The following is a 19769-nucleotide window of genomic DNA, read 5'->3' on the forward strand; positions in this document are numbered from 1 at the left end:
ATTTTTGCAGCCATCATAATGGCCCTGTCCCCATCAGACGGTTGCTGCGCGGGCAATCCGCCCCACCAGCAAGGGCCGTTTGACTGTTCCGATATCACAAGGAGTTCACCATGAAACTGCGACAAATCTGCTCTGCCACCCTGCTCGGTCTGGCGACCCTGACCGCCACGCTGGCCACAACAGCGACACCGGCCATGGCCGCCGAGGCTGCCAGCCATCCGACCGTATCACCCAACCGCTATCTGGAGATGCTCTCCCGAGACAATGCGGTACTACTGCTGGTCGACCATCAAGTCGGCTTGTTGAGCGGCGTGCGCGACACCACGGTGGGCGAGCTCAAGCACAACGTGGTGGCGCTGGCCAACGCCGCCCGCGCCCTCGGCGTGCCGGTGATCGTAACCGCTACCATGCCCGATGGCATGTGGGGCCCCACCATGCCTGAACTGACCAGTGCCCTGCCGGATGTGAAGGTGATCAACCGCACCGTCATCAACGCTTGGGACGATCCCGCCGTGCGCGCCGCCATTGAGAAGACCGGCCGCAAACAACTGATCATCGCCGGGGTATCCCTCGAGATCTGCGCCAGCTTCCCGGCCCTCTCTGCCAAGGCTGCCGGCTATGATGCCCGGGTGGTGCTCGATGCCTCCGGCACCTTCAACGAAGCCAAGCGCACCACTGGGCTGCAACGCTTGCTGGGGGCCGGTATCCCGGTCACCGACTACGCCTCCGCCGCGGTCGAGATGCTGCGCAGCAACGTCGACCCCAAGGCGCACGATGTCTACAGCGCCCTCGACATGCCTTTCGCCACCCTGGTGTGGCAGATGCAAGAGGGTGCCAAGAAGTCGTAACTCGCCCCGCCTTCGGTCAGATAACCGAAGGCTTCTTTTGTCTTCAAGAGGTTATATCGATGACCAGACGCCTGACTCTCTCCGACCCCGTCAAGAGCCAACCGCTGCGCATTGGCAGCGGCTTTGCAGCCCGCCATTTTGGCGAACATTTTTTCAACGGTCTGATAGACCCCGTGGTGATGGTGGATCACTTCCAGATGACCGCCCCCACCTTCGAGCCCCATCCCCATGCCGGGATCTCTGCCGTCACCTATCTGTTCGAGGATTCGACGAGCCCCCACGTGAACTACGACTCCCTCGGCAATCAGGGCCCCATCGAACCGGGAGCGCTCCACTGGCTGGCGGCCGGGCGCAGGGCCGTGCATACCGAGCAGCCGGAGGGGGAATCGCCCTATGTCCACGCCCTGCAGATCTTCGTCAACCTGCCTGCCCGTCAAAAAATGATGTCGCCTTTTGCCGTCCACGCAGCCGCTGCCACCATCCCCGAGTTTCATGGCGAAGGGGTGCGAGTACGGGTGGTCGCAGGCCACAGCAACGGGATAACGGCGCCACACTCGGCAGAGCTGCCCCAACCCTTTACCTTGCTCGATGGCCATTGCGCGCTCGGCAGCCGCTTCACCCATCTGCTGGCGGCAGGCTGGAATGGGATGATCTATCCCCTGACCGGATCGCTGACCCTGCAGGCGGAGGGAGAGCGGCACCTCATCCCGGCAGGTCACGGGATGGGTGTCAGCCTCCCTACCGATGGCGGCGAGGCGGTGGCTCTGCAACTGGAGGCCACTGAGCCCTGCCACTTTGTGCTGCTCTCAGGCCAGGCACTCAATGACCCCCTGGTCAAACATGGCCCCTTCGTGATGAACAGCCACGACGCCATTGCAGATCGGCTGCATGCCTATCAGCGCGGCGAATTTGGCCAGCTCAACGATGAGTGGCTGCACAACGGCCAATCTCAGCCATGAGCACGCTCACTTGCCACCAGCCACAAAGCACGCGCTGGCCTCTGGTCTTCCTCGCCATTTTTGCCGGTGCCAGCGGCGCTCTCTGCTTGGGCAAAGTGCCCGCCGTGCTCGGCATACTGCGCAGCGAGCTGGAGCTGACACTGGTTGAAGCCAGCTATCTCGCCTCGGCTTTCAATACGCTGGCGATCCTCTTCAGCCTCTTTCTCGGCCTACTGCTGACGCGCTGGAGTGGACGGCAAACCGGGGTTGTCGGGCTGCTGGTTATCGTGGCAGGCGGGGCGTTGGCGCTGCCCGCCACCGGGCTGGCCATGATGCTGCTGTCGCGCATTGTCGAGGGGATTGGCTTTTTGCTGGTCTCGGTGGCCATGCCCGCCTTTATTGTGGCGGTGACCCGGGAGGAGGATAAGCGACTGGCCTTGAGCCTGTGGGCGGTCAACCTGCCTCTCGGGGCGGCGGCGGGTATGCTGCTCACCCCCTGGCTCACTGCGCAAGGTGGCTGGCGCCTAGCCTGGCTGATCCTGATGGCTCTGCAACTCTCGGCCCTGCTGCTTCTGCTGGCCAGTCTTTCGGCAGATGGGCTGCGGCTCGGGACGCCCCAAAGAGCGATCAATGTGGGCCATCCACTGCGCCAGCTCACGGTGCTCCGGCAGAAGGCACTCTGGCGCTACGGGTTGGCGTTCACGCTCTACAGCCTGATGCTATGGGCGCTCTTTGTCTGGCTGCCGACCATGTTGCAAGGCACTCCCGGGATTGGCCAAAGCCAAATCGCCCTGCTCTCGGCGCTGGCGGTAGTCGCCAATATTCCCGGCAACCTGATGGGGGTATGGCTGCTGCGCCGGGGCGTAGCGCGAGATCGGCTCATCAGCTGGGCACTGAGCCTGATGGCGCTGTGCGGCATGCTCGCCTTCTGGCCCGGCCTGTCGCCGTGGTGGGCCTATGGATTGTGCCTCGTCCTCTCCCTGTCGGGCGGTATGGCGCCGCCAGCGATCCTCTCGTCTGCGCAGGGAGTGAGTCAGGGGCCGGTGCAACTGGCCATCGTGCAGGGCTTTTTTGTCCAGCTCGCCAACCTCGGTCAGCTGCTGGGGCCCTTGCTGCTGGCGGCCCTGATGACGGACAGCGGCCATTGGGGGAGCGCTCGCTGGCTCTTTCTGGGCGGCTTGCTGCTGGCAATCGAACTCTATCTGTGGCGCCGCCAGCCCGTTGGCGGGCAAGAGCCCAACTGACCGCAACTAGGCCAAGCCGCATTGATATGTGTCAGGAGGTGCCTGCGAAGTAGCTGCGCAGCGCCTCCACCACCCGCCGCACCTTCTCCGGGATCTCCCGCTGCGGCGTGATGGCGTGGATCTCCATCGCCGCCACCCGAAAACCGGGCAACAGTTCGAGCAGACGCCCCTGTGCCAGATCCTCGCCAATTTCTCCCTCCGGTTGTAGCGAGATCCCCTGCCCCGTCAGCGCAAACTGGCGCAAGGGCAACACGTTATTGCAGAGCACCTTGGCCTTGAACCTCACCCTGTGCTCGCCCCCCTTCTCATCCTGCAGCAGCAAACCGTTGCCCAGCATATCGCCGCAAAGCCAGTCGTGGGTGGCCAGATCGTCGGGCGTGCGCGGCGCTCCCTTGCGCGCCAGATAGGCGGGGGCGGCGCAGAGCAGCATCCGGGTTTGCCCCAGCTTGCGGGCCACCAAGGTTGAGTCGGGCAAGGTGCCGACCCGCAGTGCCACATCGATCCGCTCGGCAATCAGATCCCGCTTCTCGTCGTCGGCGATGATCTGGATGGTGAGGCCGGGGTGGGCCTGCAGCAGCGGCGAGAGGGCCAGCGCCAGCGGCTGGCCCGCCATCCCCACCGGGGCGGTGATCCGCACTTCCCCTAGCAGGGCGTCGCGCACCTCCGAGAGGCGCAGTTCGGTCTCGCTCAGGGTCTGCTGCAATGCCCGGCATCCTTGCCATACCACCTCTCCCGCCTCGGTCAGACTGAGGCGACGGGTGGAGCGATGGAGCAGGGGCAGCCCGAGCAGGCTCTCCAGCTGGCTGATATGCTGACTGACGGCGGAGGGGGTCATGCCAAGGGATTTGGCCGCCCCTGTCATGCTGCCCGCTTCCACCACGGCGGCGAAGATGGCGTAACGTCTGAGCTGTTCCATTATTAAATCCAGCTTATAAGTGAATGCATTTTTGAGGTGATTATTAAATCATAAATGGCGGCGTAGGATAGCCCCATTCCAACAGTGAAGGAGAGTTCCCCATGAAGATTGCCCTGATCGGTGCCAGCGGTTTTGTCGGTTCAGCCATCCTGAACGAGGCCATCAGCCGCGGCCATCACGTCACCGCCATCGTCCGCGATGTCAGCAAGGTGGCCGCCCATCCGCAGGTCACCGCCGTGGCGGTGGATGCCCAAAACCCGCAGGCATTGGCCGAGGTGCTCAAGGGGCACGATCGGGTGATCAGCGCCTACAACCCGGGCTGGACCACACCGGATATCTACGACCAGTACCTCAAGGGCGCCAACGCGATAGTCGCAGCAGCCAAAGCGGCCAACAGCTGGCTGCTGGTAGTAGGTGGCGCCGGCAGTCTGGAGGTTGCCCCCGGCGTGCAACTGGTGGATACCCCTGAGTTTCCGGCCGAGTGGAAACAGGGGGCGCTGGCGGCCCGCGACGGTCTCACCGCCCTGCGTCGTGAAACCACCCTCGACTGGCGCTTTGTCTCTCCCCCGGTGTTCCTCGAACCGGGCGAGAAGCGCGGCGGCTATCGGATTGGTGGCGATCAGGTGCTGTTCAGCGGCGAACAGCCTGCCGGGATCACCGCCGGAGATCTGGCCGACGGCGTGCTGAACGAAGTGGAAAAACCGGCTCACCAGCGCCAGCGCTTTACCCTGGGTTACTGAGAGCCCACAGTCGGTTAAGGCCAGAATGCGCGGTCACTCGCATACCTCTCGGTCAGGTAATAACCCGCGCAGACAGAAGGGAGGCATCCGCCTCCCTTCTGTTTTCGGCATTTTCTGTTTTGGTTATGTTGCTGCTGGCAGCTTGCCTCTGGTTATCACTCTCCTTCGCATCATTTACCACTCCGCCCTTAATGGCTGCGCAAAAAGCAGCCAGCCCATTACACACCGAATTCCATTTCGAATTTTGCATATAACTAAGAATAATTTGTTGTTTCCGTCTTATAACGCCGAACAGTAGCATCCCCTTTATTCCAGATGGCGCCACACTGTCGCGCCATCCCGTTTGCCGCTTATCAGGTCTGCCAACAGCGGAGGCAGTGCAAGAGATGGCGCCAGAGATAACGAAAGAGTGAGGAGGTGCACATGGAACATTCACCACTGCCGATCATCGATCTGGCTGCCCTCAAGGGGGCGCCCGAGGTACGTCGCCCTATGCTGGCCAGGCTGGCCGCAGCCGCCCGCGACGTCGGCTTTTTCTATCTGGTCGGCCACGGCTTGAGCAAGGTTGAGATGCTAGAGACCCTGGCGCTGGCAGAGCGCTTCTTTGCTCTGCCGGAGCAGGAGAAGTTGGCGGTGCAGATGGTCAACAGCCCCCACTTTCGCGGCTACAACCGGGTCGGTGCCGAGCAGACCCGTCAGCGGCCGGATCTGCGAGAGCAGTTCGATATCATGAACGAAGCGCAAGCCCTGCCTGCGGCGCAGATCCGTGAACCCTGGCAGCGGCTGATCGGCCCCAACCAGTGGCCGACCGCCCTGCCCGAGATGAAAGGCCATCTGCTGGCGTGGCAGGAGCGGCTGAGCGATATCACCCTCACCCTGCTGGCCGCTTTTGCCGAGGTGCTGGAGCAACCGGCCAACGTGTTTGACGACAGTATTCGCGGCGCCCCCTACCAACACATGAAGCTGATTCACTACCCAGGGCAAGAAGCGGGTGGCAGCAGTCAGGGGGTCGGCGCCCACAAGGATCCTGGCTACCTGACGCTGGTGATGCAGGACAATCACTCGGGGCTTGAGGTCGAGACGGCCGACGGCTGGATCTCCGCGCCCCCCTGCCGGGAGCGCTGGTGGTCAATATCGGCGAGCTGCTGGAGCTAGCCTCCAACGGCTATCTCAAGGCGACCCTGCATCGTGTGGTGAGCCCGCCGCCCGGCGTCTCGCGCCTCTCCTGCGCCTTCTTTATGGCGGCGCGGCTCGATTCCACCGTGCCCCTGCTCAGCCTCTCCCCCGCGCTGGCAGCGCAGGCGCAAGGGCCGGAGAGTGACCCGACCAATCCGCTCTTCTATCAGGTGGGGGAGAACGTGCTGAAAGGGCGGCTGCGCTCCCACCCGGATGTGGCGGCCCGTCACTATGGGCCGGTGGAACCCGCTCGCCTCCCACGCACAGAGAGCGAAGCGGTACCGGCCTAAGCAACGCAGAGATCCGCAGGCGGGTATATGCATAAGCCACAAGCCGCATGCACATACCCGCGCTGACAAAATCAACAAGCAACGAACAACAAAACAAGTCATGGCCAGAGCCTGGCCATCACGGAGCAACACGATGAAATTCAAGACCATGAGCGTACACAGCGGCCAGCGGATCGACCCACAGACCGGTGCCCTCACCACCCCGCTCTACCAGAGCAGCACCTTCAGCTACTTCAACGCCCAGGCGGGCAAGGAGCGCTTTGCAGGTCAAGCCCCCGGCTTTATCTACAGCCGCTTTGGCAACCCCACCACTGCCGAGCTGGAGCAGAAACTGGCGGCGCTGGAAGGGGCCGACGAAGCGCTGGTGGTGGCGAGCGGCATGGCGGCGGTGAGCGCCATCATGTATGCCCTGGCCGACAGCGGCGATGAGGTGGCCTATATCGGCCCGCTCTACGGCGGCACCGATGCCTTCCTCAAGCAGACCTTCAGCCGCGCCGGTATCAAGATCACCGCTTACGAGAGCGATCGGGATCTGCTGGCCAACATCCGTCCCGCCACCAAGGTGGTACTGTTCGAAACCCTGACCAACCCCACCCTCAAGGTGGTGGATCCGCGGCTGGTGGTGGAAGCGGCCCGCAAGGTGGGCGCCATCACAGTGTGTGACAACACCTTCCTCACCCCCTACCTGCTGCGTCCGCTGGAACTCGGGGTCGATGTAGTGATGCACAGCGGCACCAAATATCTGGGCGGCCACGGCGACATCATCGCCGGGGTGGTGGCGGGCTCTCACGCCCTGATGAAGTCGATCCGCACCGTGGCCCTCAAGCATATCGGCTCCCCCATCGGCCCGCAGGAGGCCTACCTGCTGCAACGCGGGGTCAAGACCCTGCCGCTGCGGATGGATGCCCACCTGCACAATGCCCAGAAAGTGGCCGAGTTTCTGGCGGCACATCCGGCGGTGAAGAAGGTGATCTACCCGGGGCTTGCCAACCATCCGGGCCACGATGCTCTCAGCGCCTTCGCCAGCGGCTTTGGCGGCATGGTGAGTATTGAACTTGAAGGCGGGTTTGAGCGCTGCGCCACCCTGCTCGACAACCTGCAGCTATTCGTGCAGGCGGTGAGTCTGGGGGATCTCGAGAGTCTCGCTTGCCATCCGGCCAGTACCACCCACGCCGCCATGGACGAGGCGAGCCGCCTCGCCGCCGGGGTCAACGACGACCTCATCCGCTTCAGCATCGGGGTGGAAGATGCGGACGATCTGATCGCCGATCTGACCGCCGCGCTGGCGCAGATCTAACCGGGAGCTCGTTTCTCACTTGCCCGCAACATAGCTGCGAGTGATAACCCCCAAAAACAACAACGGCCCATCAAGGGCCGTTGTTGTTTGTCGCGATGTGGAAAATGGGGGATTTACTCCTCCCACACCACCACTTGCGATGAGGGCCAGCGCTCCCCGACATGGGCATATTTTTGCTCCAGCAGGTGGCGCTTGATCTTCATGGTGGGGGTCAGCACGCCGTTTTCGATATTCCAAGGGGTTTTCACCACCAGAATACCGCGAATTTTGGCATGGGATTCCAGCTGATCGTTGACCCGAACCCGCGCCGCTTCCAGTCTGGTGTTGACCTCCTCCCGATTGCCCTTCATGGAGCTCTCGGCCAGTTGCACCAGCGCAATGGGCTGGGGCATGCCGTAACCAATCACGCAGAGCTGTTCGATAATGGGCTCCTGCCCCAGCAGTCCCTCGATGGGCACCGGCGCCACATACTTGCCCTTGGCGGTCTTGAACACATCCTTCATCCGGCCGGTGATGGTGAGATAACCCTCCTTGTCCAGCTTGCCCATATCGCCGGTGTGGAGCCACCCCTCGGCATCGATGGCCTCGGCGCTGTGCTCGGGATCCTTGTAGTAACCCAGCATCATCCCTTCGCAGCGGCAGAGGATCTCCCCCTCGTCGGAGATCTTGATGGTCACTCCGATCCCCGCCTTGCCGACGGTGCCGATCTTGTCGGCGCGGAACGGGTAGTTGATGGTGGAGTAGGCATGGTTCTCGGTCATGCCCCAGGCTTCCGTCACCTTGAGACCGATGCTCAGATACCACTCAAGCAGCGCAGGGGAGACAGGCGCGGAGCCGCAGCCGAGTACCCGGGCCTGATCCAGTCCCAACCCCTTTTGCAGCTTGCGTTTGATAAGGCCGGAGATAAGCGGGATCTTGAGCAGCAGTTCGAGTTTCTTCTGGGGCAGCTTCTCGTGGATCTTGATGCGGAACATGGCCCACAGCCGCGGCACCGAGATAAAGACGGTGGGACGGCAGCGTTTGACATCTTCGATAAAGGTGTCGAGAGATTCGGGAAAGGCGATGGTAGCGCCGCCATAGAGACTACCGCCGTAGATGTAGACCCGCTCGGTAATATGGGCCAGCGGCAGGTAGGAGAAGCCCCGATCGGCCTGGCTCAGGCTCACCGTCTCAACCAGCTTCTCGCACGACCAGGCGTAACGCTCGACGCTCAGCATGGCCCCTTTCGGCTTGCCGGTACTGCCGGAGGTGTAGACCAGACTCAGCAGGGAATCAGGGGCCTGCACCGGGCTGTCAGGGATCGGCTCATGCGCCTCCAGCAGATCGTCCCACTGGTGGCTGGCCGGCATGGTGTCATAGGGGAAGGCGATGCGCAGCAGATCGGCGGGTACGCCCGCCTCCTGACTCTTCCAGTCATCCAGCTTGCCGACGAAGATCGCCTTGGCCTCGCTGTGGCGCAGCACATATTCGATGGTGTCGACGTTGGCAGTCGGGTAGATGGGCACGCTCACATACTGCCCCATCTGCATCGCCAGATCGGCGATAAACCACTGGGCGCAGTTCTTGGAGAGCAGCGCCACCTTGTCACCGGCCACCAGACCGAGGTGACGCAAGGCCGTCACCATCCGCCGCGCTTCATCGGCCACTTCACCCCAGGTGAAATCGACATATTCGCGGTTGATGGTTTGACGCAGGTAGGTTCGATCAGGACACTGCCGCTCCCAGTGATAGAGCATCTCGAGCGGCAGTTTATTGGCAATGCGTGAGGAGGAGGCCATAGTTTAATCCCTGAAACAAAAGGCGAAACTTATTATTAACCTTTCACTAACTTCAGAGGAAGGATAAACTCAAACTTCAGTTTGAATTGTGTATCCGATCAAGCTTCTGCGTCTTGTTGCAAACGACTCCACATCGCCTGCACCAGTTTTTCATCCTCTTCAGAAAGCTCACCTTGCAAGATCGCCTCGTTGAGGCTGCGCAGCACATAGCTCTTGACGTCCCGCACCAGGGTCTTGCCTTCCAGCTCGGCCCGGGCAACGGCCAATGAGATATGACCTCGCAGGTAACCCCCCGCAAACAGCTCATCGTCGGTCGCGGTGGCAACCATGCTGTCGATCAGTCCCAACAACTTGTGCTCAAAATCGTGAATCGTCATGTAACGCAGCCTCATTTGCGGCAAAAAATTCGGGGGTATGGAACCGCAATCCGGTTGATTGCAGCTCTCTGGCGCCAGGCCAGCAGCGTCCTTGGCGTCCTATTCCGGGTTGGCCACCGGGTAGATGACCTGATCCTTGTATCCTGTGGTTATTCGCAGATAACCACGCAACGCCCGGTTTAATTCGGGATCATCGGTGTCCACCAGCAGCGGCCTGCCCGCAAGGGCGGCAAGCTTGGCTTTGGTTGCCAGCACCTGGATATTGTCCAGCCCGACACACCGAATCACCTCAGGACTCAATTGCTGATTTCCGCGCCCGAACAGATGTCCCTGTCCGCCTATCAGGGTAATGATCAGTCGGCAGCGACGACCGCGGATCCGGGTCAGGATCTCGGCGGCGCTGAGATCCTGCCCGATAAGTCGGCCATTTTCCACCAGATCCACACCGAGCAAAGTATTTTCCAGACCGAGCTCTGCCATACAGGCTGCCACCGTGCTGCCGGAGCCCATCAGATAGAGGGTATCGGGCTCCATCTGCTCCACCACACCGGCGGCGAGATCCGCCAGCACCAGCTCTTCGGACTCCTTGCCCCCCTGCTTGACCGCCTGCACATAACGCAGATCATCGGGCACCTTCAGCTGGCCGTAGTGGCGGGCCCGCACCTTGCCCGCGCGAAACGCCTCCTCGTCGATGTCGCGCACCTCGGTATCGATCAGGCTGAGCAGTTCCCCTGCGATCATCCGCGCCACCACCCGCCCGCTGGCTGCGGGCGTCACCCCGTAGACGCCGGAGTGGATCTTGCACCCCGCGGGAATGCCGAGCACATGGCAGGACTCCCCCACCGCGGCGCAGATATCCCGCGCCGTGCCATCGCCACCGGCAAACAGCAGCAGATCGACCCCGGCTTCGCGCATCAACTCGGCGGCGTGGCGGGTATCATCGGCTGAGGTGTTCTCCCCGGCCGGTTGATAGATGACCCGACAGAGCAACCCCAGCTCGCGGGCCACCGCCTCCCCCATCTCTCCCGCCACCGTCAGCAGTTCGAACGGGACATTCAGCTCGCACAGTGGCAACAGAGCTTGCAGCGCCCGCTCCTGCGCTTTGGGCACAGCGCCTCGGGCCAGCGCCTCGGCAACTACACCGTCACTGCCCTTGAGCCCCACTGCACCGCCAATCCCGGCGACCGGATTAATAATGAACCCTAATCGAAACATGCCTGCCTCCCTTGCGATGGCCACCATTTTTATCTTTTCCCCCCTCTGGGACAAGCAGTGGCGCCCCTGCTAGAATGCGCTGCTTCAATTTTCCAACCAATTTTCAACCAAGGTTCAATCATGCTGGAATGGGTTCTTGATCCCTCTGCCTGGGTCGCACTCGCCACCCTTACCCTGCTCGAGATCGTGCTGGGCATCGACAACATCATCTTTATCTCCATCCTGGTAGGTCGCCTGCCGGAGGCGCAGCGTCAAAAAGCGCGTATTCTGGGTCTGGGGCTCGCCATGGGTACCCGGATCCTGCTGCTGCTCTCGCTGGCCTGGGTGATGCGCCTCACCGATCCGCTCTTCACCGTGCTGGGTGAAGCCATCTCCGGCCGCGATCTGATCCTGCTGCTGGGGGGCCTGTTCCTCATCGGCAAGAGTGCCCACGAGATCCACGTCACCCTGGAAGGGGCGGCCGAGCCGGAAAGCGTCAGCAAAGCGGCCTCGGGCTTCATCAGCACCCTGATCCAGATCGCCATTCTGGACATTGTGTTCAGCCTCGACTCGGTGATCACCGCGGTCGGCATGGCCGATCACGTGCCGGTGATGGTGCTGGCCATCATGATTGCCGTCTTCATCATGATGTTTGCCGCCAAATCCATCGGTGATTTCGTCGATAACCACCCCACCATCAAGATGCTGGCCCTCTCCTTCCTCACCCTGGTGGGCTTCGCCCTGATGGCCGAGGGGATGGACCTGCATATTCCGAAGGGCTACATCTACTTCGCCATGGCCTTCTCGCTGGTGGTAGAGATGATCAACATCCGCCTGCGCAGCCATCACGACAATAACGGGCAAAATAGCGCGCAGTAACCCTGCCCCACATGCCCTCGCGACCCCAGCTGTCGCGATCAAAAAGAGCGCCGGTCGGGCGCTCTTTTTTTATGGGTAACGAAACGATGAAAGGGTTATTGATCGCTGATGACGATGGCAACCCGGCGGTTGGCGGCCCGGCCCTCTCTGGTCTTGTTATCCGCCAGCGGCATGGTCTCGCCACGGCCATGGATCTCCAGATTGGCTGGCTTCATGCCGACCGAGACCAGCACATCGGCTACCGACTGGGCCCGCTTCAGGGAGAGCTGCTGGTTGTAGCTGCTCTCGCCGGTATTATCGGTGTGGCCATCAACCCGCGCCTTGTCCAGCCCTACGCCAAGCAGTGTTTTACCCAGCTTTTCAACGGATTGGCGAGTCTGGGGATTAAGCGCCCCCACGTTGTTGGCAAACAGCACCCGGTTGGCCAGATCCAGCGTCCACCCCTCATCGGTCAGATAAAAGCCCTGCTCCTTGAGCACGGCGATTTGCTCCAGGGTCAACCCTTTGGGGGCACTCTGGCAACCGGCCAGCAGTGACAACATCAACCCCAGCAGGGTCACTTTCAACAGGTGGGTGATCTTCATGGTTTGCTCCTTGTTTATGTTGTTATTCTTGCCAGTCAGGCGATGGTTTGCTGTTCGCTGCGGCGCGCCCGTTTCGCCAGATACATGGCTGCATCGGCCTGATCACACAGCACGCTGGCACTCATGCCCGCCTGATAGACGGCGAAGCCGACACTCACCTCTGCCACCAGCTGACGACCGTCACGCAGCGCCACCGGTTCGCTCATCGCCTGCTGGATGCGGCCAATCACCTCTTCCACCTCATGCTGTCGCTGGAGTGGGCCAACCAGCACCGCAAACTCGTCACCACCGAGGCGAAACACCAGATCATCCGGACGCAGCTGATGCTGCACCCGTCTTGAGAGCGCGATCAGTACATCGTCACCGGCGTTGTGCCCCAGCGTGTCATTAATTTGCTTAAAGCGATCGCAGTCGAGATAGAGCAGCGCAAACCCCTCTTGCTCGCCGAGGGAGATGGCCTGCGCGAGCCGCGCTTCAAACAGGGCACGATTGGGCAGTCCGGTGAGGGCATCGTGAGTCGCCTGATGGAGCAGGCTGGCATTTTCGCGGGCCTGCTGGGCCTGCCAGGCTTGCAGCTCGTCCAGCAGGGAGTTGAAGTCATCCCCCAGCTCGTTAATCTCGACGATATCGGCCGGTGGCGCCCGCATCCCCAGGGTGCGTTGTCGGCGTACCGAGTGGGCGACAAGTGCCAGTTTGCGCAGCGGTGCGGTGATGGAGACCTGCATCCGGTCAGCCACATAGAGTGCCACCATGGCGCTCAGCATCAGGCAAACAACCATCACCAGCAGCGCCGAGAGCAAAAACAGCAACAGATATTCACCGTGGCCGCGCAGCTCGATGGTGGCGATCTGCTCACCACCCCGCAGCATGGGGAGTTTGACAGGCCCCGGCATCAGCAGTTGGGCCAGATAGTCTTCGAGCGTCACCAGCGGATTGCTTCTGGGGCGCTCCCAACTGGCAAGCAGCTGACCATTGGTCAGCACGATAGTGGCTTCGGCCACCTCTTCCTTGGCAACGATGCCGCTGAGCGCCTCGCTCGCCGCCTCCTCATCGTGGAACACCACCGCCGCCTCGGCGCTGTAGCTGATGGCGCGGGCTACCAGCTCCAGATTGTGGTCGGCGTAAAAACGCACTACCAGCAGGGCCACCAGAGTAAAAAAGAGTCCCGCCACGCTGACGGCTGTGATGGCGGCCACCAGATGGGTTCGCCCCAGGCTCTGACGCAGGGTCAGACGGCGGGGAGCCGCGCTCACCTGTCGTCTCATGGAACCCCCTTGTCGGCATGGGCCAGCTTGAGCACGGCGGGATGCACCCGCACGCCGCTCAGGGCCAGGGCATCGAGGTTCACTTTAAACCGCACCCGCACGCTGTCCGGCGAGGTCTGCAGGCAGAACACCGAGCTGGTGGAACAGTCGTGGTTGTATTCGCTGATGCTAAGCACAGGGTGCCCCTGCAGGCGGGCAAACAGCGCAATCCGGGTCGGCTCGTCGAGCACCCCCAGATAGAGCACATCGCAGTGATCGCTGATGGCCGGATCGCTCGCCTCGTAACGATGGACCTGCACGGTACGGCCATTGGCCTGACGATCGATGGTAAAGAGGGCGCCGGCATATTCGGTCGGCGCCGCCACACACATGCGCAGCACCGCAGGCTCGGTGGGCCAGCGGGTATAACTCATGATATCGAGCACCAGCTCCCTGACCGCCGTCGCCCGGCTCTCTGCGGCCGTTTCCGCCAGCGCGCGGGGCAACAGCAGGCCAAACGCAACCAACAGGAGCGCCAGACGGGCAGTTAAACGGGGGAAAAGAGTAACAGCATGATCGGGAGGTGGTCGCCTTGACAATACCGCTGCTATGGCATTGCGGTTCGGGTAGATGAACCCAGATAGTAAGTTGGCTGACTCTGGCCTGACAAGCCTCACCCCGCCATCAACTACAGAGTTCGTGTAAAGAAAACGGAGAGCCCGTCTGGTAACGGGCTCTCTGGTGGCAGGCTGCAAGGTGGAAATCACTTCTTGCTGATGCCGTATTCCCGCAGCTTGTTGGCGATGGCGGTATGCGACACACCCAGGCGTTTGGCCAGCTGGCGCGTCGACGGGAAGGCGGGATAGAGCCGGGCCAGCAGCTGGCTCTCGAAGCGCTTCACCGCATCGTCGAGATTCCCCTCAAACCACTCATCGATCAGCGGCATGGTATCGGCCGCCACCGGCAGGTCGATCTGCTCGGGCCCCAGTTCATCCCCTTCCAGCAGGGTCATGGCACGGTAGAGACAGTTGCGCAGCTGACGCACGTTGCCCGGCCAGCGGTAGGCGGTCAGGTAGTCGGCCATGTTGCGGGTAAAGCGCGGACGGGGTCGCTGCAACTCGCTGGCAAAGCGGGAGACAAACTGCTGGGCCAGCACCATGATGTCTGCCTTACGCTCGCGCAGGGGTGGCAGCGCCAGACTGAGCACGTTGAGGCGATAGTAGAGATCCTCGCGGAAGGTTCCTTCGTGCACCAGATCCAGCAACTGCTTCTGGGTGGTGCAGATGAAACGCACGTTGACCTTCACCTCCTGCTCGTCACCGACCCGGCGGAACACCCCATCCTGCAGCACCCGCAAAAACTTGGTCTGCAGATGGGGAGACATGTCACCGATCTCGTCCAGCATCAGGGTGCCGCCGCTTGCCAGCTCCAGCACGCCGCGCTTGCCCTCGGTGTTGTTGCCAAAGGCGCCGGGGGCATAACCAAACAGCTCGCTCTCGGCCACGTTATCGGGCATGGCGGCGCAGTTGAGGGCCATAAAGGGGTGGCTGGAGCGCAGGCTGGCCCCGTGACAGGCACGGGCCAGCAGCTCCTTGCCGGTACCGGTTTCACCGACGATCAGCAGCGGCGCATCCTGCATCGCCAGTTTGCGCGCTTGCGACAGCACCTCTTTCATCTTGGGGCTCTCGGCCTGCAGATGCTCGAAGCCCCCCACTTCCACCGCATGAAGCGCGCTGAAGTGCAGGCCGACCCGACGGGCAGATTTGAGCACCACCACGGCACCGGCCAGCGCCTGCTTGCCGCGGGCTTCTGCCACGAACAGCGGCATCAGATCTGCCAGATACTCTTCGCCATTGAAACTGAGCTTGCAGGTCTGCGGCTTGATCTCGCTCGCCTCCAGCCAGCGGGTGAAGGAGAAACCCTTGACCAGCGAACCGAGCGCCACGCCGCGCACCTCCTCCACCGGCAAGCCGAGGGTGGTGAGGGCAGACTGGTTGGCCTGGGTCACCTTGCCCTTGCTGTCGAGGGAGAAGACCAGATCCGGCAGCGCCTTGAGCAACGCCTCGATCTCGTGATGCTCTCGCTCGGAAGGCATGTAGGGGATGGTCTTGACGTCGTAGACGCCGGGAATGCGGCGGATCTCCGGCATCAGGTGCTGAAAATCACTGAACTCCAGCTCGGGAAAGTTGAGATAGATGATGCCTGAGGTATCGATTTCGATGCCGCGCAGATCGATATTGTGCTCCACCAGGCGGTCGAGCAGTTCCCGGGTCAGGCCCAGGCGGTCTTCACAGCTGACTTCAAGACGCATTCGGGACACACTTCCTAGCTAACTCTATGAATGAGCGGATAATACAGTCTCGATCCCCCCAGTGCGAGCGTCAGCCCATAAAAATGCGGGCCTGCCCCGCTTTCGCAGGCAGGCCCGGGTCAACCGATGACGCTGGTGTGGGGTGCGATTACCGAAGCAACTGATCGGTGCGCGCCGCCATGATGAAGTCGTTGCGATGCAAACCGCCGATCTTATGCATCCACCAGCTGACGGTCACCTTCCCCCATTCAGTCAGAAATGCAGGAAGGGGGATACTCCGCCTCAACCTGTTCTCAGATTATCTGGGCAATTGGTCTGTACGCGCAGCCATGATGAAGTCGTTGCGGTGTAATCCGCCGATCTTGTGGGTCCACCAGCTGACGGTCACCTTCCCCCACTCGGTCAGGATGGCCGGATGATGGAACTCCGCTTCCGCCAGCTCCCCCAGGCGGTTGGTAAAGGCCAGCGCCTCCTTGAAGTTGCGAAACGTAAATTCCCGCCGCAGTTGCAGCGCCCCCTCCACCACCAGCGGCTGCCAGTCGGGAATAAGCTGCATCAGCTCGCGCAGCTCCTCATCGCTCACCTTGGGGGCATCGGCGCGGCACGCTTCACACTGCTGGCTGGCCAGTTCGGACATGGGTTACTCCTGCTTGAATTAATGAAAAATTAATGAAAATGAAATAGGGTTGTTTGCTTTTGGTCAGCTCGCCTGTTTGCCAGCGGGAACCTCAAAACGTGGCGGATAGAGGCCAAGCCGACTGGCCTCCGCCAGAGCAGCCATGATCTCCTCCCCTGTCAGCTGGTAGAGATGATCGAGACTCGGCAGCACAAAATAGGTGGGCTGCATGATGTCGATGCGATAGGGAGTGCGCAGCACGGTCAACAGATCGAAAGGTTGCAGCAGCGGCTGGCCACAGAGGGCATAAGCTGTCTCGCCGATGGAGGATAGAATGCCGCCACCGTAGATACGCAGCCCGTCCGGCGTTACCAAGAGGCCAAACTCCACGGTGAACCAGTAGAGCCGCGCCAGAAAAACCCGCTGATCCTTGCTCGCCTGCTGCCCCAACTGACCGTAGAGGTGGGTGAAGTGGGCAAAGGCCGGATTGGTCAGCATGGCGCAGTGGCCGAAGATCTCGTGAAAGATATCGGGCTCTTGCAGGTAGTCGAGCTCGTCCCGGCGCCGGATAAAGGTCGCCACCGGAAACTGGCGATTGGCCAGCAGGGCGAAGAAGCGATCGAACGAGATAAGCGCAGGCACCGCTGCCACCGACCAGCCGGTCGCAGGCTGCAAGACGGCGTTGATCTCGGCCAGCTGGGGGATGCGATCACGGGGCAGCCCCAGCCTGTCGAGACCGGCCAGATACTCGTCACACCCCTTGCCATCGAGAGCGGCGAACTGACGTTCGATCAGGATCTGCCAGGTGCCGTGCTCTTCGTTGCTGTAATGGATCACCCCGTCAGCATCCGGCTGGTGGGCGGTGTAGAAGGTTGCCATAGCGGTTCCATCCTCTGGCGCCATATCAAGGCGCCTTGCCGTTTCATCACGGTTTCACTGTAACGAAATGGCAACAAAAAAAGCAGCCGACCCATGAGTCGGCTGCCTGAAACAGTTGTAAATAAATTGTGACAACTCGCTAGCCAGTCCCCACTACAGCTTGACCATGATGTGGCGCGGCACCGTGTAATCCTCCAGCGCATAGAGGGAGAGATCCTTGCCGTAGCCCGACATCTTCATGCCGCCGTGGGGCATCTCGGAGGTGAGCATGAAGTGGGTGTTGATCCAGGTGCAGCCATATTGCAGGTGGCTGGCCACCTTGCTGGCGAGGCTCAGATCCTTGGTCCAGACCGACGAGGCGAGGCCATAGTCCGAGTCGTTGGCCCACTGCACCACCTGCTCGGCATCGTTGAAACGGGTAACCGACACCACGGGGCCAAACACCTCGCGCCGCACGATCTCATCCTCCTGCCGGGCCCCGACAATCAGGGTCGGCTCGAAGAAGAAGCCGTTGCCTGGGCGGATCTTGCCCCCCGCCGTCACCTCCACATGACCGCTGCTCTGGGCCCGCTCGACAAAGCTGGCAACCCGGTTGCGCTGTCTGTCCGAAATAAGCGGCCCCATCTCGACCCCCTCCTCGTACTGGCTACCTACCTTGATGGAGGCCACCGCCTCGGTCATGGCGGCGACGAACTTGTCGTAGATCTTGCCCTGGGCATAGATACGGCAGGCGGCGGTGCAATCTTGCCCGGCATTGTAGAAACCGAAGGTGCGAATGCCCGCCACCACCGCCTCCAGATCCGCATCGTCGAAGATGATCACCGGTGCCTTGCCCCCCAACTCAAGGTGGGTACGCTTCATGGTGCGGGCAGCGCTCTGCAGGATCTTCTGACCGGTGGCGATATCGCCGGTGAGCGACACCATCCGCACCAGCGGGTGCTCCACCAGCGGCGCCCCCACACTCTCGCCCCGCCCGCAGATGACGTTGATAACGCCGCGGGGAAAGATCTCGCTGGCCAGTTCGGCAAGACGCAGGGCGGTAAGCGGGGTCTGCTCGGAGGGTTTGAGCACCACCGTATTGCCCGCCGCCAGCACCGGCGCCATCTTCCAGGCCGCCATCATCAGCGGGTAGTTCCAGGGGGCGATACTGCCCACAACACCTATAGGATCACGGCGGATCATGCTGGTGTGCCCCTCGAGATACTCCCCCGCCAGCGGCCCTTGCAGGCAGCGGGCCGCCCCGGCAAAGAAGCGGAAGCAGTCCACCACTGCGGGCAGCTCGTCGTTGAGCACTGCCAGATAGGGCTTGCCGCAGTTGAGGGATTCGAGCGCCGCAAACTCCTCGGCGTGGCGCTCGACGAGATCCGCCAGACGCAGCAGCAGGTTGCTGCGCAGGGCAGGGGTAGTGCGGCTCCACTGGGCGAAGGCGCGCTGGGCACCGTTCACCGCCCGGTTCACCTGTTCGAACGAGGCTTCGGGCACGGCGGCGATCTGTTCGCCGTTGGCCGGGTTGAGAATGGGTTCGGCCTGCCCCTCGCCGGTCACAAACTGGCCATCAATCAAGAGTTGGGTAGAGAGTTTCATGGTTGCATCCTTGCGCACGCGTTGAGTCATCATTTGCCACTGCCAGCGACATCGTGGGTGTCGCGAGTGAGGTAGTAGGCAAGCAAAATAGGGATAGTGGTGAAGGCCACTATGATGAGGGCCACCACGTTGGTGACCGGCCTGTCACGGGGACGGATCAGCTCCTGATACATCCAGATGGGCAGGGTGGTCTGCTGGCCCGCCGTAAAGGTGGTGACGATCACTTCGTCAAAACTCAGGGCAAAGGCCAGCATGCCCCCCGCCAGCAGCGCCGTGGCCAGATTGGGCAGGATCACGTAGCGCAGGGTCTGGAAGCCGTCTGCCCCGAGATCCATCGACGCCTCGATGAGGCTCTGGTTGGTGCGGCGAAAACGGGCCAGCGCATTGTTGTAGACCACCACCACACAGAAGGTGGCGTGGCCGATAACGATGGTCCAGAAGCTGAACGGGATCTCCATCAAGCCGTAGGCCGAGCGCAGCGCGATACCGGTGACGATACCGGGCAGCGCGATGGGCAGCACCAGCAGCAGTGACACCACCTCCTGACCGAAAAAGCGGCTGCGAGCAATGGCCCCTGCTGCCAAGGTGCCGAGGATCATGGCCGCCAGTGTCGCCAGCCCCGCGACCTCCAGTGACAGCTGGATGGCACGCCACACATCGGGGCGATTGAGGGTCACCTCGAACCACTTGAGGGTGAGTCCGGGGGGCGGAAACTGGTAACTCTTGCTCTCGCTGGTGAAGGCGTAGAGGAAGATAAACAGAATGGGAAAGTGCAGGAACAAGAGCCCGCCGATGGCGGCGTACTTGAGCAGGCCCGAAGGGCGCTCTCCCTGACTGCTCACTGAGCTAGCTGACATGAAGGCCTCCTTGCTGC

The 19769-nt window shown here is 61.9% G+C and carries 20 protein-coding genes and 1 pseudogene; 7 read left to right on the forward strand and 14 right to left on the reverse strand.

Annotated features, from left to right (window positions below; translation table 11 throughout):
- Positions 1 to 110: 110 nt before the first annotated feature.
- From ACTG2G_RS01565 to ACTG2G_RS01575, 3 genes are read left to right on the forward strand one after another with little or no spacing between them, the layout of a single operon-like run.
- Positions 111 to 848, forward strand: coding sequence for an isochorismatase family protein (locus tag ACTG2G_RS01565; protein WP_041210334.1), 738 nt, complete (start codon positions 111 to 113; stop codon positions 846 to 848).
- A gap of 59 nt (positions 849 to 907) precedes the next feature.
- Entirely contained in the window at positions 908 to 1807 is a 900-nt protein-coding gene (locus ACTG2G_RS01570) for a pirin family protein (protein ID WP_429205011.1), read from the forward strand.
- Positions 1804 to 3030, forward strand: a complete 1227-nt coding sequence (locus ACTG2G_RS01575) for an MFS transporter (RefSeq protein WP_439985096.1) — start codon at positions 1804 to 1806, stop codon at positions 3028 to 3030. Before ACTG2G_RS01570 ends, ACTG2G_RS01575 begins: the two co-directional genes overlap by 4 nt.
- A 31-nt stretch (positions 3031 to 3061) precedes the next feature.
- Here ACTG2G_RS01575 and ACTG2G_RS01580 read toward each other — a convergent pair whose 3' ends face one another.
- On the reverse strand, positions 3062 to 3946 hold the full coding sequence (locus ACTG2G_RS01580; RefSeq protein ID WP_429205015.1) for a LysR family transcriptional regulator: 885 nt from the start codon (positions 3944 to 3946) through the stop codon (positions 3062 to 3064).
- Positions 3947 to 4047: 101 nt separating this feature from the next.
- On the opposite strand from ACTG2G_RS01580, the gene ACTG2G_RS01585 reads away from it, so the two are divergent.
- A complete protein-coding gene (locus tag ACTG2G_RS01585; protein ID WP_021231373.1) occupies positions 4048 to 4686 on the forward strand; it encodes an NAD(P)-dependent oxidoreductase in 639 nt (212 codons plus the stop codon).
- A 52-nt stretch (positions 4687 to 4738) separates the two neighbouring features.
- On the opposite strand, the gene ACTG2G_RS01590 is transcribed toward ACTG2G_RS01585, so the two are convergent.
- The gene (locus ACTG2G_RS01590; protein ID WP_429205017.1) at positions 4739 to 4987 is read right to left on the reverse strand and encodes a hypothetical protein; all 249 of its coding nucleotides are present in this window, start codon (positions 4985 to 4987) and stop codon (positions 4739 to 4741) included.
- Positions 4988 to 5109: 122 nt separating this feature from the next.
- Between ACTG2G_RS01590 and ACTG2G_RS01595 the strand changes: the two are divergent.
- Together ACTG2G_RS01595 and ACTG2G_RS01600 are read left to right on the forward strand one after the other, a co-directional pair.
- Positions 5110 to 6152 (forward strand): annotated as a pseudogene (locus ACTG2G_RS01595) (isopenicillin N synthase family dioxygenase).
- Between the two features lie 133 nt (positions 6153 to 6285).
- Positions 6286 to 7449, forward strand: a complete 1164-nt coding sequence (locus ACTG2G_RS01600) for a trans-sulfuration enzyme family protein (RefSeq protein ID WP_429205021.1) — start codon at positions 6286 to 6288, stop codon at positions 7447 to 7449.
- 113 nt (positions 7450 to 7562) lie between these two features.
- Here ACTG2G_RS01600 and ACTG2G_RS01605 read toward each other — a convergent pair whose 3' ends face one another.
- The 3 genes from ACTG2G_RS01605 to ACTG2G_RS01615 form a co-directional block, all read right to left on the reverse strand.
- On the reverse strand, positions 7563 to 9227 hold the full coding sequence (locus tag ACTG2G_RS01605) for an AMP-binding protein (RefSeq protein ID WP_429205023.1): 1665 nt from the start codon (positions 9225 to 9227) through the stop codon (positions 7563 to 7565).
- Positions 9228 to 9325: 98 nt separating this feature from the next.
- The gene (locus tag ACTG2G_RS01610; RefSeq protein ID WP_005333639.1) at positions 9326 to 9604 is read right to left on the reverse strand and encodes a YfcL family protein; all 279 of its coding nucleotides are present in this window, start codon (positions 9602 to 9604) and stop codon (positions 9326 to 9328) included.
- Positions 9605 to 9703: 99 nt separating this feature from the next.
- Positions 9704 to 10819 (reverse strand): ATP-NAD kinase family protein, encoded by a 1116-nt coding sequence (locus ACTG2G_RS01615; protein WP_429205025.1) that lies wholly within the window; start codon positions 10817 to 10819, stop codon positions 9704 to 9706.
- A gap of 120 nt (positions 10820 to 10939) precedes the next feature.
- Between ACTG2G_RS01615 and ACTG2G_RS01620 the strand changes: the two genes are divergently transcribed.
- Positions 10940 to 11677, forward strand: coding sequence for a TerC family protein (locus ACTG2G_RS01620; RefSeq protein ID WP_042083356.1), 738 nt, complete (start codon positions 10940 to 10942; stop codon positions 11675 to 11677).
- 95 nt (positions 11678 to 11772) lie between these two features.
- On the opposite strand, the gene ACTG2G_RS01625 is transcribed toward ACTG2G_RS01620, so the two are convergent.
- The 9 genes from ACTG2G_RS01625 to ACTG2G_RS01665 all read right to left on the reverse strand — a co-directional run bounded on the left by ACTG2G_RS01625 (position 11773) and on the right by ACTG2G_RS01665 (position 19752).
- Positions 11773 to 12261 (reverse strand): OmpA family protein, encoded by a 489-nt coding sequence (locus ACTG2G_RS01625; RefSeq protein WP_280531486.1) that lies wholly within the window; start codon positions 12259 to 12261, stop codon positions 11773 to 11775.
- A gap of 35 nt (positions 12262 to 12296) precedes the next feature.
- Positions 12297 to 13526 carry a diguanylate cyclase domain-containing protein gene (locus tag ACTG2G_RS01630; RefSeq protein WP_058056947.1) on the reverse strand — a complete coding sequence of 410 codons (1230 nt, stop codon included), beginning with the start codon at positions 13524 to 13526 and terminating at the stop codon, positions 12297 to 12299.
- The gene (locus ACTG2G_RS01635) at positions 13523 to 14032 is read right to left on the reverse strand and encodes a YfiR family protein (protein ID WP_234916425.1); all 510 of its coding nucleotides are present in this window, start codon (positions 14030 to 14032) and stop codon (positions 13523 to 13525) included. Before ACTG2G_RS01635 ends, ACTG2G_RS01630 begins: the two co-directional genes overlap by 4 nt.
- Before the next feature lie 236 nt (positions 14033 to 14268).
- Entirely contained in the window at positions 14269 to 15816 is a 1548-nt protein-coding gene (gene tyrR / locus ACTG2G_RS01640) for a transcriptional regulator TyrR (RefSeq protein ID WP_005333656.1), read from the reverse strand.
- Positions 15817 to 15964: 148 nt separating this feature from the next.
- The gene (locus ACTG2G_RS01645) at positions 15965 to 16102 is read right to left on the reverse strand and encodes a 4a-hydroxytetrahydrobiopterin dehydratase (protein ID WP_080559464.1); all 138 of its coding nucleotides are present in this window, start codon (positions 16100 to 16102) and stop codon (positions 15965 to 15967) included.
- 12 nt (positions 16103 to 16114) lie between these two features.
- Complete coding sequence (locus tag ACTG2G_RS01650; RefSeq protein ID WP_040097539.1) at positions 16115 to 16453, reverse strand: 4a-hydroxytetrahydrobiopterin dehydratase; 339 nt, start codon at positions 16451 to 16453, stop codon at positions 16115 to 16117.
- A gap of 63 nt (positions 16454 to 16516) precedes the next feature.
- Positions 16517 to 17311 carry a phenylalanine 4-monooxygenase gene (gene phhA, locus ACTG2G_RS01655; protein WP_429205028.1) on the reverse strand — a complete coding sequence of 265 codons (795 nt, stop codon included), beginning with the start codon at positions 17309 to 17311 and terminating at the stop codon, positions 16517 to 16519.
- A 153-nt stretch (positions 17312 to 17464) separates the two neighbouring features.
- The gene (locus ACTG2G_RS01660) at positions 17465 to 18895 is read right to left on the reverse strand and encodes a gamma-aminobutyraldehyde dehydrogenase (protein ID WP_429205030.1); all 1431 of its coding nucleotides are present in this window, start codon (positions 18893 to 18895) and stop codon (positions 17465 to 17467) included.
- Between the two features lie 29 nt (positions 18896 to 18924).
- A complete protein-coding gene (locus ACTG2G_RS01665; protein WP_227342658.1) occupies positions 18925 to 19752 on the reverse strand; it encodes an ABC transporter permease in 828 nt (275 codons plus the stop codon).
- Positions 19753 to 19769 lie beyond the last annotated feature (17 nt).

Origin of the sequence: Aeromonas sp. 55A (assembly GCF_051919665.1) — a bacterium.
GTDB classification, from domain to species: Bacteria; Pseudomonadota; Gammaproteobacteria; order Enterobacterales; family Aeromonadaceae; genus Aeromonas; species Aeromonas veronii.